This is a genomic window from Roseomonas sp. 18066, assembly GCF_902706185.1.
In the GTDB taxonomy this organism is placed as follows: domain Bacteria; phylum Pseudomonadota; class Alphaproteobacteria; order Acetobacterales; family Acetobacteraceae; genus Pseudoroseomonas.
Map to the genome: position 1 here is coordinate 85,754 of NZ_CACSJM010000003.1, position 13,179 is coordinate 98,932.

13 protein-coding genes are annotated in these 13,179 nt (G+C 70.4%); 8 read left to right on the top strand and 5 right to left on the bottom strand.

Annotated elements, in window-relative coordinates; all coding sequences use genetic code 11:
* Window positions 1–5 precede the first annotated feature (5 nt).
* From GVN67_RS01310 to GVN67_RS01325, 4 genes are all read right to left on the bottom strand, one after another.
* Window positions 6–1,205 carry an MFS transporter gene (locus GVN67_RS01310; protein WP_159992453.1) on the bottom strand — a complete coding sequence of 400 codons (1,200 nt, stop codon included), beginning with the start codon at window positions 1,203–1,205 and terminating at the stop codon, window positions 6–8.
* A gap of 62 nt (window positions 1,206–1,267) precedes the next feature.
* Complete coding sequence (locus tag GVN67_RS01315) at window positions 1,268–2,332, bottom strand: ABC transporter substrate-binding protein (protein ID WP_159992454.1); 1,065 nt, start codon at window positions 2,330–2,332, stop codon at window positions 1,268–1,270.
* A 29-nt stretch (window positions 2,333–2,361) separates the two neighbouring features.
* Window positions 2,362–3,141, bottom strand: a complete 780-nt coding sequence (locus GVN67_RS01320; protein ID WP_159992455.1) for an alpha/beta fold hydrolase — start codon at window positions 3,139–3,141, stop codon at window positions 2,362–2,364.
* 16 nt (window positions 3,142–3,157) lie between these two features.
* Window positions 3,158–4,168 (bottom strand): tripartite tricarboxylate transporter substrate binding protein, encoded by a 1,011-nt coding sequence (locus GVN67_RS01325; protein ID WP_159992456.1) that lies wholly within the window; start codon window positions 4,166–4,168, stop codon window positions 3,158–3,160.
* Window positions 4,169–4,398: 230 nt separating this feature from the next.
* Between GVN67_RS01325 and GVN67_RS01330 the strand changes: the two genes are divergently transcribed.
* The 7 genes from GVN67_RS01330 to GVN67_RS01360 all read left to right on the top strand — a co-directional run bounded on the left by GVN67_RS01330 (window position 4,399) and on the right by GVN67_RS01360 (window position 11,778).
* The gene (locus GVN67_RS01330) at window positions 4,399–5,439 is read left to right on the top strand and encodes an ABC transporter substrate-binding protein (protein ID WP_159992457.1); all 1,041 of its coding nucleotides are present in this window, start codon (window positions 4,399–4,401) and stop codon (window positions 5,437–5,439) included.
* Window positions 5,439–7,217 (top strand): iron ABC transporter permease, encoded by a 1,779-nt coding sequence (locus tag GVN67_RS01335; RefSeq protein ID WP_159992458.1) that lies wholly within the window; start codon window positions 5,439–5,441, stop codon window positions 7,215–7,217. Before GVN67_RS01330 ends, GVN67_RS01335 begins: the two co-directional genes overlap by 1 nt.
* Before the next feature lie 11 nt (window positions 7,218–7,228).
* Entirely contained in the window at window positions 7,229–8,335 is a 1,107-nt protein-coding gene (locus GVN67_RS01340) for an ABC transporter ATP-binding protein (protein ID WP_159992459.1), read from the top strand.
* A complete protein-coding gene (locus tag GVN67_RS01345) occupies window positions 8,328–8,945 on the top strand; it encodes a glutathione S-transferase family protein (protein WP_200845072.1) in 618 nt (205 codons plus the stop codon). The genes GVN67_RS01340 and GVN67_RS01345 overlap by 8 nt, the downstream gene beginning before the upstream one ends.
* Window positions 8,946–8,958: 13 nt before the next feature.
* Window positions 8,959–9,903, top strand: a complete 945-nt coding sequence (locus GVN67_RS01350) for a LysR substrate-binding domain-containing protein (protein WP_159992460.1) — start codon at window positions 8,959–8,961, stop codon at window positions 9,901–9,903.
* 73 nt (window positions 9,904–9,976) lie between these two features.
* A complete protein-coding gene (locus GVN67_RS01355; protein ID WP_159992461.1) occupies window positions 9,977–10,918 on the top strand; it encodes a 3-keto-5-aminohexanoate cleavage protein in 942 nt (313 codons plus the stop codon).
* Between the two features lie 107 nt (window positions 10,919–11,025).
* Window positions 11,026–11,778 (top strand): HpcH/HpaI aldolase/citrate lyase family protein, encoded by a 753-nt coding sequence (locus tag GVN67_RS01360; protein ID WP_159992462.1) that lies wholly within the window; start codon window positions 11,026–11,028, stop codon window positions 11,776–11,778.
* Between the two features lie 7 nt (window positions 11,779–11,785).
* On the opposite strand, the gene GVN67_RS01365 is transcribed toward GVN67_RS01360, so the two are convergent.
* Window positions 11,786–12,754 carry a tripartite tricarboxylate transporter substrate binding protein gene (locus GVN67_RS01365; RefSeq protein ID WP_159992463.1) on the bottom strand — a complete coding sequence of 323 codons (969 nt, stop codon included), beginning with the start codon at window positions 12,752–12,754 and terminating at the stop codon, window positions 11,786–11,788.
* A 180-nt stretch (window positions 12,755–12,934) separates the two neighbouring features.
* Between GVN67_RS01365 and GVN67_RS01370 the strand changes: the two genes are divergently transcribed.
* Window positions 12,935–13,159, top strand: coding sequence for a hypothetical protein (locus GVN67_RS01370; RefSeq protein ID WP_159992464.1), 225 nt, complete (start codon window positions 12,935–12,937; stop codon window positions 13,157–13,159).
* Window positions 13,160–13,179 lie beyond the last annotated feature (20 nt).

The following is a 13,179-nucleotide window of genomic DNA, read 5'->3' on the forward strand; positions in this document are numbered from 1 at the left end:
CAGCGCTATTCCGCTTTCGGCAGGAACCAGGCCAGCAGCCCCATCAGCGGCAGGAAAGAGCAGAGGCGGTAGACCGTCTCGATGCCATGGCTTTCGGCCACCGCGCCCAGGATGGCCGCCGCGATGCCGCCCATGCCGAAGTTCAGCCCGTAGAACAGGCCGCCGACCAGCCCGATGCGGTTCGGCAGCAGCTCCATCGCGTAGATCAGGATCGAGGCGAAGGCGCTGGCCATGATCAGGTTGATCGAGACGGTCAGCACCCCGGTCCAGAACAGGTCGGCATAGGGCAGGATCAGGGTCAGCGGCAGCGGCCCCAGCACCGAGAACCAGATCATCCGGTAGCGCCCGACCCGGTCGCCGATGATGCCGCCGACCAGCGCGCCCACCGCCGAGGCCAGCAGGAAGATGAAGAGCATCATCTGCGCCGACGGGATGGACAGGCCGAAGCGGTCCATCAGGTAGAAGGTGTAGAAGGAGCGGAAGCTCTCGCCATAGGCGTTCTTCGAGAACATCAGCAGCGTCAGCACCACCAGCCCGACCGCGATGGTGGCCGTGCTGTGCGCGGGCTTGCCCGCCCGCGCCTTGGCGATGGAGGAGCGCAGCGCCGCGAATTGCGCGCTGATCCGCGCCTGCTGCCCGCCGATCCAGACCAGCAGCAGCATGGCGGCCAGCGCGGCCACCGAGAACCAGGCCAGGCTCGGCTGGCCCCAGGGGACGATGACGAAGGCGGCGAAGACCGGCCCCAGCGCGCCGCCGGCCTGGCCGCCGACCTGGAAGATGCCCTGCGCCAGCCCCTGCCGGCCGCCGGCGGCGTAGCGCGCCATGCGCGTCGCCTCCGGGTGGAAGATCGAGGAGCCGGTGCCGATCAGCGCCACGGCCACCAGGATCAGCGTGTAGCTGGAGGCGAAGGCCAGCGTCAGGATGCCCGACAGGGTGAAGACCATGCCGATCACCGGCGAATAGGGCGCCGGGCGGTGGTCGGTGTAGTAGCCGATCACCGGCTGGAACAGCGAGCCGGCGATCTGGAAGGTCATGGTGATCAGGCCGATCTGCACGAAGTCCAGCGCGTAGGAATCGCGGATGATCGGGTAGATCGCCGGGATCAGCGACTGCATCAGGTCGTTCAGCAGATGCGTGACGCCCAGGACGAGAAGCACCGCCAGATGGGTTTGGGCCCGGGCTGGCGGCGATGCGGCGGTACTCATGCGGCGGCTTTCATCGGTTGCGAGTCTCGGCGAGACGGGCGCCGATCCTATGGCCGCGCCCGCTAGAGGAACAGATCGCGGAACAGCTTGAGCCAGGCCTGCTCGTGCTGCGCATAGAGCATCGGCGAGATGATGGTGGTGGCGAAGCCGCCCGCCTCGGGCATCAGCGCCGGCACCTTGGGCGGCACCTTCGGGTGGATCGGCAGGTAGTTGGCGTCGCGCAGCACCGCCTGGCCTTCCTCCGACAGCAGGAACTCGATGAACAGCCGCGCCGCGTTCGGGTGCCGCGCCTGCTTCAGCACCGACACGGTGCCGAAGGAGGAGACCACCGGCTCCATCTTCAGCCAGCGGATCGGCGCGCCCTCGGCCATGCTGATCTGGGCGTGGTAGTTGTAGATCGACAGCACCAGCGGATATTGCCCGGCGATGTTCTGGTCCAGCACCACGCGCTGCACCGCGGCGACGGTCGCCACCCGCTGCTGGGCGAGCGCCCGCAGATAGGCCATCCCCTGCTCCGGCCCGCGGGTCAGCAGGATATTGCCGATGAAGCCGGTGGCCCCGGTCGAGCTGTGGTTGTCGCTCCAGGCCATGCGGCCCTTCCAGCGCGGATGCAGCAGGTCGTCGTAGCTGACCGGGATATCGGCGGGCTTCACCAGCTCGGTGTTGACCGAGGCGGTGGCCACCTGCAGGTTCACGCCGGTCCAGAAGCCCTCCGGGTCCTTGTAGTCGGCGGCGAAGCTTTCCGCCGCGCGCGGCTTGTAGGGGGCCACCATGCCCGCGGCATGGGCGGGGACGAAGACGGTGCCGCTGTCGAAGACATCGGCCTGGACGCTGCCGTTGCGGTTCTCGTTCAGCAGCCGGGTGACGCCCTCGACCGGCGGCGCCGGGACATAGCGCAGCCGGATTTTTGGATATTTTTTTTCAAACGCCGCGGCCAGCGGGCGCACCGCCAGGTTGACGATATAGGTGGTGTACCAGACCACCTCGCCCTCCTGCTCGGCGGCGCGCAGCAGCGCGGCCTCGGGCTGCGCCAGCGCGGGTCGCGCCAGCAGGCCGTCCAGCAGGCCGGCCAGCGCCGCCCCCGTGGCCATGGCGCCGCGGCGGCCGATCCTGTCCTGTGGGGACATGGGTTTTTCCTCCCTTGTTTCGCTTCAGCTCAGCCCAGGAAACGAAGCATCGCCTCCGCCACCAGCGCCGGCGTCTGGATCGCCATGAAATGGCCGCTCGGCAATTCCCGGAATTCGGCGCCGGGGATGCGGGCGGCGACGGCGCGCACGCCCTCCGGCGGCCGGTCCTGGTCATGCGTGCCGGCCAGCAGCAGCGCCGGGCAGGCGATGCGGCCGAGCTCGGCCTCCATGTCCAGATCGGCCAGCATCCGCATGGTGCCAGCGAAGCCCTGCGGATCGGCCGCCATGCGCTGCGCCCGGGTCAGCGCGAAGCGCGCCGCGTCGTCGCGCAGCACTGTCGGATAGCCGCGCTCCAGCCCGGCATCGGTCAAAGCGCGGGCGCCGCGCCGCTCCAGCTCGTCGGCGCGGGCGCGCAGGGCCTCCTTGCGCTCGGCCACGACGCTCGTCGCCGGCGAGGTGGCGATCACCGCCCGCATCCGCGCCGGGTGCCGCGCCGCCAGGTGCAGCGCCAGGGCGCCGCCCACCGCGCAGCCCATCGGCACGATCGGCGCCACGAGGCCCAGCGCGTCGCACAGCGCCAGCACGTCCTGGCCGAGATCCTCCATGGTGAAGGGCGCGACCGGCTTTTCCGACAGCCCGGCGCCGCGCAGGTCCAGCCGCAGCACGCGCAGGCGCGGCGGCAGCAGGGGCACCAGGAAATCCCAGCTTTCCAGCGTGCCGCCCATCTCGTGCAGCAGCACCAGCGGGATCTCGCCGGCGCCGCTGTCCTGGTAGCGCAGCGCCACGCCGTTCACATCGATCCAGGGCATCGGCCCTCCTTCCCCCTCAGGGCTGTTCCAGGCGGATGCCGGCGGTGCGGATGACCTGGCCCCAGCGGGCGGTCTCCTCCGCCAGCAGCCGGCGCAGGTCCCCGGCGCCGCCCGGGGTGACGCGCACGCCCTGCTCGCGCAGCCGGGCCGACAGGGTCTCGCCGCGGGTCACCCGCAGCAGCGCCGCCTCCAGCACCGCCAGCACCTCGGGCGGCGTCGCGGCAGGGGCGAAGATCCCCTGCCAGACGGTGACATCGAAGCCGGGCAGCCGCGCGGCGATGGTGGGCACCTCGGGGAATTGCGGCACCGGCTGCAGCGAGGTCACCGCCAGCGGCCGCAGCACGCCCTCGCGCACCAGCGCGCCGATCTCGGTGGCCCCGGCGAACATGCCCTGCACCCGGCCGGAGCGCAGGTCGAGCAGCGCGGGCGCGGCGCCGCGATAGGGGATATGGGTGATCTCCACCCCGGCCAGGTGGCAGAACAGTTCCAGCGCCAGGTGGTTGGTGGCGCCGATGCCGCTGCTGGCGAAGTTCATAGCGCCCGGCTCGGCTTTCGCCGCGGCCAGCAGCCCGTCCAGGTCGTGGATTGGCAGCGCGCTGCCCACCACCAGCACATAGGCGCTGGCATAGGTGGTGCCGATCGGCGCCAGCTCGCGCTGCGGGTCGCGCGGGGTCAGGCCCGGCTGCAGCGCCGGGTTGATCGCCAGGCTGGGCGAGCCGGCCAGCAGCGTGTAGCCGTCGGGCTTCGCCCCCGCGACCATCGTCGCCGCGATGCTGGTGCCGCCGCCGGGGCGGTTCTCCACCACCACCGGCACGCCCAGCGCCTCGCCCAGCAGCTCGGCCACGGCGCGCGCCGTCAGGTCGGTGGAGCCGCCGGGGGCGAAGGGATTGACCAGGGTGATCGGCCGCTGCGGCCAGCGCGGCGGCTGCGCCAAGGCGGGCGCGGCGAGCAGGGCCGGCAGCAGGGCCAGGGTCGCGCGGCGACGCCATGGCCGGCCGGGTCCCGGCTGCCCTCGTGATCTCGGCAAGGCGTCCTCCTGTCATGGTCCCGTCGGCGTCTTGCTTGCGCCAGGGCTAACCAAGCGCGGGCAGCCTCGGCCATGCTGCGCTGCAAAGACAAGCGAATCCGCTTCCGCATCCTTGAGGAAAACTCAAGTGAGGCTGAGGCTAATTGGTTTGACCCCCTGGCCGACATGGCGCTCTGATCCCCGGCAAAGAGGGCGGCACCAAGCCGCCGGCAGGAGGAGAAGGGAACGTCATGATGCAGGCATGGACCCGGCGGAGCCTGGGCGGCGTGGCGCTGGCCGCCCTCGGCAGCCGCTTCCCGGCGCTGGCGGCCGAGGCGGAGCTGCTGGCCGGCGCGCGCAAGGAAGGCCAGCTGGTCTGGTACACGACGCTGGTGGTCGGCCAGATCGTCCGCCCGCTGATCGAGCGCTTCGAGCAGAAATATCCGGGCGTGAAGGTGAGCTATGTCGCCGCCCCCTGGCAGGAGACGGCGCTGCGCATCGCCAATGAGGGCCGCGCCGGGCAGCCGCGCGGCGACCTCTTCGATGGCGGCATCACTTTCTACCCGCTGCATGCTGCCGGGCTGGTCGAGGCCTATCAGGTGCAGTCGGCGGTGGATTATCCGGCCGACTACAAGGATCCGACCGGGCTGTGGACGGCGAACATCATCCAGCCGAGCTCGCCCTCGGTGAACACCGACCTGGTGCGCCGCGCCGAGATCCCACAGCGCTACGACGACCTGCTGCATCCGCGCTGGAAGGGCCGCATGGCCTGGCCGGACACGCCCAGCGCCGGCGGCCCCTCCGGCTTCATCGGCAATATCCTGATGGCCATGGGCAATGACCGCGGCATGGAGTTCCTGGAGAAGCTGGCGAAGCAGCAGATCGCCAACGTGCCCAGCAACCAGCGCGTCGTGCTCGACCAGAACATTTCCGGCCAGTATCCGCTGGTGCTGCAGATCTACAATTACCACGCCGCCATCAGCGCCTCGCAGGGCGCGCCGGTGGAATGGCTGAAGCTCGACCCCACCATCGTCAGCTTCGGCTCGCTCTGCCTGGTGAAGAACAGCCCGCATCCCAACGCGGCGCGGCTCTTCGTCGAATTCTCGCTGTCGGAAGAAGGCCAGGGCATCTATGCCCGCGCCGGCTATGTGCCGGTGCATCCCAAGGTGCCGTCGAAAATCCCCGGCCTGCGCCCGGATGACGGCAACTACCCGGCGACGGTGCTGTCGCCCGGCCTGTTCAACGAGCGCCAGGGCGAATGGACGGCGATCTATCGCCGGCTCTTCACCTGATGCCGGGCATCGGCGCGGAGGGCAGCAGCCTGCCCTCCCCCGCGGGAAGCCTGCCGGCGCCGGCGATCGGCTGGCAGCGCCCGCTGCGGGCCTGGCTGAAGCGCGGCTGGCTGGGGCTGCTGGTCGCCACCATCATGGCGCTGCTGGTGCTGCCGCCGGTCTGGACGCTGCTGCAGACCAGCTTCTCGGCGACGCAGACCGACCTGTCCTATGGCGGGCTGACGCTCGAGCATTATCGCAGCCTGATCCAGGGCCGGAACCTCGGCAATGCCGCGCTGAACTCGGTCACCTTCGCGCTGCTGGCGACGCTGGTCTCGCTCTGCTTCGGCGGCGTGCTGGCCTGGCTGGTGGAGCGCACCGACGTGCCGATGAAGGGGCTGGCCTATGTCACCACCATCATCTCGCTCGGCACGCCCTATATCCTCTACGTCACCGCCTGGCTCTACCTGCTGGGCCGCGCCGGGCCGTTCAACGACTTCTACCGTTCCTGGATCGACGCGGAGGCGATGCCCTTCAACGTCAACAGCCTGGGCGGCATGGTGCTGATCGAGGGCTTCCTCTGGTCGCCGCTGGTCTTCCTGATGCTGTCGGCGACCTTCCGCGCGGCGAATGCCGAGATGGAGGAGGCGGCGCGCATGTCCGGCGCCTCGATCCCGCAGACGGTCTGGCGCATCTCGATGCGGCTGGCCTGGCCGGCGATCCTGGCGCTGGCGCTGTTCGTCTTCATCCGCAACCTGGAATCCTTCGAGGTGCCGGCGCTGGTCGGCATGCCCGGCCGCGTCGACGTGCTGACCACCGAGATCTATCGCAGCATCAAGGAAATGCCGCCGCGGCTCGGCTATGCCAGCGCCTATTCGGTGGTGATGCTGCTGATGGTGGGCGTGCTGCTCTTCGCCTATGGCCGCATCTCGCGCCATGCGGAGCGCTATGCCAGCATCACCGGCAAGGGCTATCGTCCGCGGCCCTTCCGCCTGGGCCGCGCCCGCTGGCTGGCGGGCTGCGTCATCCTGTTCAACTTCCTCGTCGTGCTGGCGCTGCCGCTCTGCGCGCTGCTCTGGGTCGCCTTCATGCCCTTCATGCGGCCGATGCGCTGGTCGGCGGTGAAGTTCCTGACGACGAAGCAGTTCGACGCCGTGCTGTCCTCGCCGCATTACCTCAGCCTCGGCGTCAACACGCTGGTGATCGCGGTCTGCACCGCGACCATCGCCATGGCGCTGACCGTGCTGGCCGGCTGGCTGGCGGCGCGGCGGCAGGTGGCCGGCGGCGTCATCGACCAGCTGGTGACAGTGCCGCTGGTCTTCCCCGGCCTGGTTCTGGGTGTCGCGCTGCTGGAGCTGTCGCTGAAATCGCCGCTGCCGCTCTACGGCACCACCTGGCTGATCATGCTGGCCTTCACCATCCGCTACATGCCCTATGGCATGCGCTACGCCTATGCCGGCGTGCTGCAGATCCATCCCGAGCTGGAGCAGGCGGCGGGCGTCGCCGGCGCCACCACCGGCACCACGCTGCGCCGCATCGTCGTGCCGCTGCTCTGGCCCTCGATCGCCTCCGGCTGGCTGTTCATCTTCCTGATCTGCGCCAAGGAGATGTCGCTGCCGCTGCTGCTGGCGGGCCCGGATTCGCAGACAATCTCGGTCGCCATGTTCGACCTCTGGTCGAATGGCCAGGGCGGCGAGGTGGCGGCGCTCGGGCTGCTCTGGGCGGCGCTGATGACGCTCTTCGCCAGCGGCTTCTACGCCATCATGCGGCGCCACGCGGCCAAGACCTTCGGGCACTGAGGAGCAGGACGATGCTGAACGTTCGAGGACTGACCAAGGTCTATGCCAACAAGGGCGACGGCCCCTCGGGCGGCGTGCAGGAGGCGAGCTTCGACCTGCAGCCGGCCACCTTCTTCACCCTGCTGGGCCCGAGCGGCTGCGGCAAGACCACCACGCTGCGCTGCATCGCCGGGCTGGAGACACCCGATGCCGGCAGCATCCGCGTCGCCGACACCACCTTCTTCGACAGCGCCCAGGGCGTCTCGGTGCCGATGAACCTGCGGCGCATCGGCATGGTCTTCCAGTCTTACGCCATCTGGCCGCATATGACGGTCTTCGAGAATGTCGCCTTCCCGCTGCGCGTCACCAAGGGCGAGAAGCTGACCGGCGCCGAGATCGGCCGCCGGGTCGAGGAGGCGCTGGAGCGCGTCAGCCTGCAGGGCTTCGGCGGTCGGTCGGCGACCCGCCTGTCGGGCGGCCAGCAGCAGCGCGTGGCGCTGGCCCGCGCCATCGTGCTGCGCCCGCGCCTGCTGCTGCTGGACGAGCCGCTGTCCAACCTCGACGCCGCGCTGCGCGACGAGATGCGCAACGAGCTGCGCCGGCTGCAGCAGCAGATCGGCATCACCACCGTCTATGTCACGCATGACCAGACCGAGGCGCTGGAGATGTCGGACCAGATCGCGGTGATGGAGCGCGGCCGCATCGTGCAGATCGGCGCGCCGCGCGACATCTATTTCCGCCCCGCCAACGCCTTCGTCGCCGGCTTCGTCGGCACCACCAACTGGCTGGACGGCGCCATGGGCGAGGCCTGCGGCCCCGGCATCCGCCAGTTCCGCCTGGGCGATGGCCGCAGCCTGCAATGCATCCTGGGCAACCAGCAGACGACGGGCGGCGCGCGCATCTCGGTGCGGCCGGAGAAGGTGGTGCTGCGCCGCGACGGCGCGCCGGCGGCGGCCGCGCATAACCGGCTGGACGGCACGGTGGTCTTCGCCGGCTTCCTCGGCACCATGAACCGCTACCAGGTCGATATCGGCGGCAGCACCATGCAGGTCTACGACGCGGCCGACGCCGCCTTCACCGTCGGCGAGCGGGTGGCGCTCGACTTCCCCGTCGCCGACACGGTGGCGCTGGATGGCTGAGCCCGCGATGACGCTGCTGTGGTCGACCCGCTCGCCCTTCGTGCGCAAGGTCATGGTGGTGGCGCATGAGCTGGGCCTGGCCGACAGCCTGGCGCTGCGCCGCGTCGTGGTCAGCGGCGCCAGCACCACGCCCGAGGTGATGGCGCTGAACCCGCTGAACCGCATCCCGACGCTGCTGCTGCCGGAAGGTGCTGCGCTGTTCGATTCGCGTGTGATCGTCGAGTATCTGTCGGACCGGGCCGGCGGCGCGCTGCTGCCGGAAGGGCCCGCGCGCTGGTCGACGCTGCGGCTGCAGGCGCTGGGCGACGGGCTGATGGAGCTTTCCCTCCAACGCCTGGCCGAGGCGGCGCGGGGCGAGGCACGCTCGATCGAGCGCGAGGCGGCGAGCGCGGCCAAGGTGGCGGCGACGCTCGACTTTCTCGAGCAGCACGTGGAGGATCTGGCGCCGACGACGCTGGGCAGCATCGCGGTCGCCTGCGCGCTGGCCTATCTCGACTTCCGCTTCGCGCCGGAGGCATGGTCCGCCACGCGGCCGGCGCTGGCCGCCTGGCATTCCGGCTTCAGCGCGCGGCCCTCGATGCGCGCGACCGCCTTCCAGGACGTCTATTGACCGGAGAGCATGCATGGCGCCCCTTCCTCCGCTGAACGCGCTGCGGGCCTTCGAGGCCGCCGGCCGGCTCTGCAGCTTCACCCTGGCGGCGGAGGAGCTGCATGTCACCCCCGGCGCCATCAGCCGGCAAATCAAGTCGCTGGAGGCCTGCCTCGGCATCCAGCTTTTCGCCCGCGGCCATCGCGAGGTGCGGCTGACGGCGGAGAGCGCGCTGTATCTCGCCGCCCTCAGCGACGCCTTCAAGCGGATGGAATCGGCCACCGCCCGGCTGGCCGACACGCGGCGCGAGCGGCCGCTGCGCATCATGTGCTCGGGCAATGTCGCCAGCCGCTGGCTGTTCCCGCAGCTGCGCATGTTCCACACCGGCCATCCGCAGCGGCATGTGATGCTGACGACGTCGCTGACCTCGACCACCGACGCCTTCGATTCCGACATCACCGACCTGGTGATCCGCCTGGGCAACGAGCCCTGGCCCTCCAACATCGTCGCCCACCGGCTGTTCGACAGCGAGCTGGTGCCGATCTGCAGCCCGAAGCTGCTGCAGGAAGGCCCGCCCCTGCGCCAGCCCGCCGATCTCGCCCGCCACACGCTGCTCTATTCCGAGATCCGCCCGCATGCCTGGGGCCGCTGGATGGAGGCGGCCGGCGGCTGCGCGCAGATCGACCTCGGCCAGGCGCAGAAATTCGAGAGCTCCGCGCTGGCCTATGAGGCGGCGGTGGAGGGGCTGGGCGTGGCGCTGGGCGAGCGCGAGCTGATCGGCGACGATGTGCGGCGCGGCCGGCTGGTGACGCCGATCGCCTTCAGCCAGCTGCAGCCCGAGGCCTATTACCTGATCTACCAGCGGCAGCCGCAGCCGACCGCGCGGCTGAAGGAATTCCGCGACTGGATCCTGCGCCAGCACGCGCCGGCGCGACCGGCGCCGCGCGCTGTGAGGAATGCTCAAGCCGCCGCGTCGTAAACTCGTTTGACGCCGCCTGCGCATCGTCCAGTCTCGCTGTCAGCAAAACAGAAGATTCCAACGGAGGAAATCCATGGCGAAGTCCAAGAACGTGATGATCACCTGCGCCGTCACCGGATCGACGCTGACGCCGTCGATGTCGCCGCATCTGCCGGTGACCGCCGAGCAGATGATCGCCCAGTCGGTGGAGGCCGCCGAGGCCGGCGCCTCGATCCTGCATTTCCACGCCCGCGACCCGAAGGATGGCCGCCCGACCAACGAGGTCTCGGTGTGGCAGAGCTTCCTGCCGCAGATCCGCGCGCGCTGCGACGCGGTGATCAACATGTCCTGCTCGATGGGTGCCACGGCGGAGGAACGCCTGTCGGCGGCGATGGTGCTGCGGCCGGAGATCGCGACCGTCATCGTCGGCTCGATGAATTACGGCCGCTTCCGCAAGGCGCAGGACCAGGGCGTCAGCGAGTTCACCCATGAATGGGAGCGCGAGTTCTTCGGCCCCGGCTCCTACGGCCTGGTGACGCAGAACACCTTCGCCAAGATCGACCGCATGATCGACATCCTGATCGAGCAGGACATGCTGATGGAGTTCGAGTGCTACGATGTCGGCCATCTCTACATCCTCGACTACCACCTGAACCGCAAGCCCGGCATCAAGCGGCCGATCATCCTGCAGTTCCTGACCGGCATCCTGGGCGGCATCCCGTCGAGCATCGAGCATCTGCTGCACATGAAGCAGACCGCCGAGCGGCTGTTCGGCGACCAGATGGAGCTGTTCATCCACGGCACCGGCACGCAGAACATGAAGGCCGCGGCCTATGGCGGCATGATGGGCACCAGCATCCGCGTCGGCCAGGAGGACAATGTCACCGAGCGCCCCGGCCGGCTGTTCGAATCGAATGCCGAGCAGGTGCGCAAGATCCGCCGCATCCTGGAGGAGTTCGACATCGGCATCGCGACCGCCGAGGAAGCGCGCCAGCGCCTCGGCCTGCCGCGGCCGGCGGCGGCCAAGGCGGCCTGATCCGGCGCCGCGGGGGGGGGGCGCGCGCCCCCCGCGGCGATCGGCGATGGCGCCGGCGCGCGCATCGGCGCATGCTCGGCTGCGCCACGTCCAGGGACAGCAAGAAAGTGACGCAGGACTTCAAGCGCCGGTTGCGGGCGGCCGAGCGGCTGCTCGGCTTCTTCATCGGCACGCCCTCCGCCGCCACGGTCGAGATCGCCGGCTTCTGCGGCTACGACTTCGCCATCATCGACACCGAGCATGGCCCGGCGGGCCTCGAGACGGTGGAGAACATGCTGCGGGCCGCGGCGATGCACGGCATGGCAGGCCTGGTGCGCGTGCCCGACAGCAGCGTCGCCAGCATCCAGCGCGTGCTCGATGCCGGGGCCGACGGCATCCTGGTGCCGCATGTCGCCAGCGCCGCCATCGCCCGCGACGTCGTCGACCGCGCGCTGTTCACGCCGCAGGGGCGGCGCGGCGTGGCGCTGGCGCGCTCCTCCGCCTATGGCGTCGGCGACGCCAAGGCCTATTACGCCACGCGCAACCAGCACACCGTGGTCATCGTCATGATCGAGGATGCCGAGGCGCTGCCGGTATTGGATGAAATCCTCGCCGTGCCCGGCATCGACGCGGTCTTCATCGGCCCGGGCGACCTCTCCGCCTCGCTCGGCCATCCGGGCGCGCCGGAGCATCCGTCGGTGCAGGCGGCGGTCAGCGACATCGCCGCCGCCGCGCGCCGCGCCGGCCTCCCCGTCGCGACCGTCGGGCGCACGGCCGCCGATGTCCGCCGGCTGCAGGCGGCGGGCATCGGCATGGTCTGCTTCAACACCAGCGCCATGCTGGCCGGCGCGATGCTGGCGCTGAAGGCGGAACTTTCCTGATCCTCGCTCAGTTCGTCGGGATGCCGGCCTCGGTGATGACGCGGCGCCAGTTGATCGTGTCGGCGGCGAGCAGGGCGCGCACCTCTGGCGCGCCCCCGGCCTGCGCCGTCAGCCCGATCTGCGCCATGCGCGCCTGGTAGTCGGCATCGCCCGTCACCCGGGCCAGCGCCTCGGCGATGCGGGCGATCGCCGGGGCCGGCGTGCCGACCGGCGCGAACAGCGCCATCCACAGCACCGCCTCGAAGCCCGGCAGGGTCTCGGCGACGGTCGGCACATCCGGCAGGTTGGCCAGGCGCTGGCGCGCGGAAATCGCCAGCGCCCGGGTCTTGCCCTCCTGCAGCGACGGCATCGCCTCCACGGGCGACTGGAAGTTGCAGTGGATGCGGCCGGCCTGCAGGTCCAGCAGCCCTTCCACCCCGCCGCGATTGGGCACCGCCGTCATCTCGATGCCGGCGCGCTGGCACAGCATCTCGGTCGCCAGATGCACCACCGTGCCGGCGACGCCGCCATAGTTCAGCTGGCCCGGATGCGCCTTGGCATAGGCGATGAACTCGGCGAGCGTGCGCGCCGGCAGGCCCGGATAGACATGCAGCACGAAGGCGCCGCTGTAGATCATGCCGACCGGCGCCAGCTCCGCCTGCGGGTCGCGCGGCGTCAGCTTCGGCTGCAGCGTCGGGTTGATCGCCAGCGAGCTGGTGCCGGCCAGCAGCGTGTAGCCATCCGGCCGCGCCTGGGCGACGGCGGTCGACGCGATCGAGGTCGCGCCGCCGACACGGTTCTCCACCACCACGCGCTGGCCGATGGCGGCGCCCAGCCGGTCGGCGGTCAGCCGCGTGGCGATGTCGGTCTGGCCGCCGGCGGCATAGGCGTTGACGATGGTGATGGCGCGCGCGGGGAAGCTTTCCTGGGCCTGCGACGGCAGGGCGGCCAGCGGCAGCCCGCCGAGCAGCAGGCGGCGGCCGAAGGGAATGCGCATGGTCGGTTCCTCTCGTTCTTTCCGGTGCTGTCCCGCGGCAGGCAGGCGGGGTCCCGGCTTGCCGCCAGCAGATCACGAAGCCCGCGCGGCCGGCAAGCGCCGCGCCGATGCCGCGGCTCACAGGGATATGCGGTCGCGCCTGGAATGTTTTGTCCTAGTCTGCCGGTGGAGGGTGCGGAAATGGGCGAGGAATTCGAGCTGTCGGACGCGGCGCTGGTGAGCGAGGCCGATCTCGCCGCCGATGCCCGCTTCCTCGACGACCTGCGCGCCACCAGCAGCTTCATGACCTTCCTGCTGACCGCCGGGCAGGAGGTGCCCGACGCCACCATCCGCCAGGTCAACCAGCTGCTCTCGGTCTTCGCGGCCGACCTGGCCACCGCGCCCCTGCCGCCGACGCCGGGCTGAGCCATGCCCCGCCCCAGCGC

Bases quoted from the DNA above. Each gene is read 5' to 3' on its own strand.
- GVN67_RS01330 (WP_159992457.1), top strand. From the start codon at position 4,399: ATGATGCAGGCATGGACCCGGCGGAGCCTGGGCGGCGTGGCGCTGGCC.
- GVN67_RS01355 (WP_159992461.1), top strand. From the start codon at position 9,977: ATGGCGAAGTCCAAGAACGTGATGATCACCTGCGCCGTCACCGGATCG.
- GVN67_RS01310 (WP_159992453.1), bottom strand. From the start codon at position 1,205: ATGAGTACCGCCGCATCGCCGCCAGCCCGGGCCCAAACCCATCTGGCG.
- GVN67_RS01345 (WP_200845072.1), top strand. From the start codon at position 8,328: ATGGCTGAGCCCGCGATGACGCTGCTGTGGTCGACCCGCTCGCCCTTC.
- GVN67_RS01340 (WP_159992459.1), top strand. From the start codon at position 7,229: ATGCTGAACGTTCGAGGACTGACCAAGGTCTATGCCAACAAGGGCGAC.
- GVN67_RS01370 (WP_159992464.1), top strand. From the start codon at position 12,935: ATGGGCGAGGAATTCGAGCTGTCGGACGCGGCGCTGGTGAGCGAGGCC.
- GVN67_RS01350 (WP_159992460.1), top strand. From the start codon at position 8,959: ATGGCGCCCCTTCCTCCGCTGAACGCGCTGCGGGCCTTCGAGGCCGCC.
- GVN67_RS01315 (WP_159992454.1), bottom strand. From the start codon at position 2,332: ATGTCCCCACAGGACAGGATCGGCCGCCGCGGCGCCATGGCCACGGGG.
- GVN67_RS01365 (WP_159992463.1), bottom strand. From the start codon at position 12,754: ATGCGCATTCCCTTCGGCCGCCGCCTGCTGCTCGGCGGGCTGCCGCTG.
- GVN67_RS01320 (WP_159992455.1), bottom strand. From the start codon at position 3,141: ATGCCCTGGATCGATGTGAACGGCGTGGCGCTGCGCTACCAGGACAGC.
- GVN67_RS01335 (WP_159992458.1), top strand. From the start codon at position 5,439: ATGCCGGGCATCGGCGCGGAGGGCAGCAGCCTGCCCTCCCCCGCGGGA.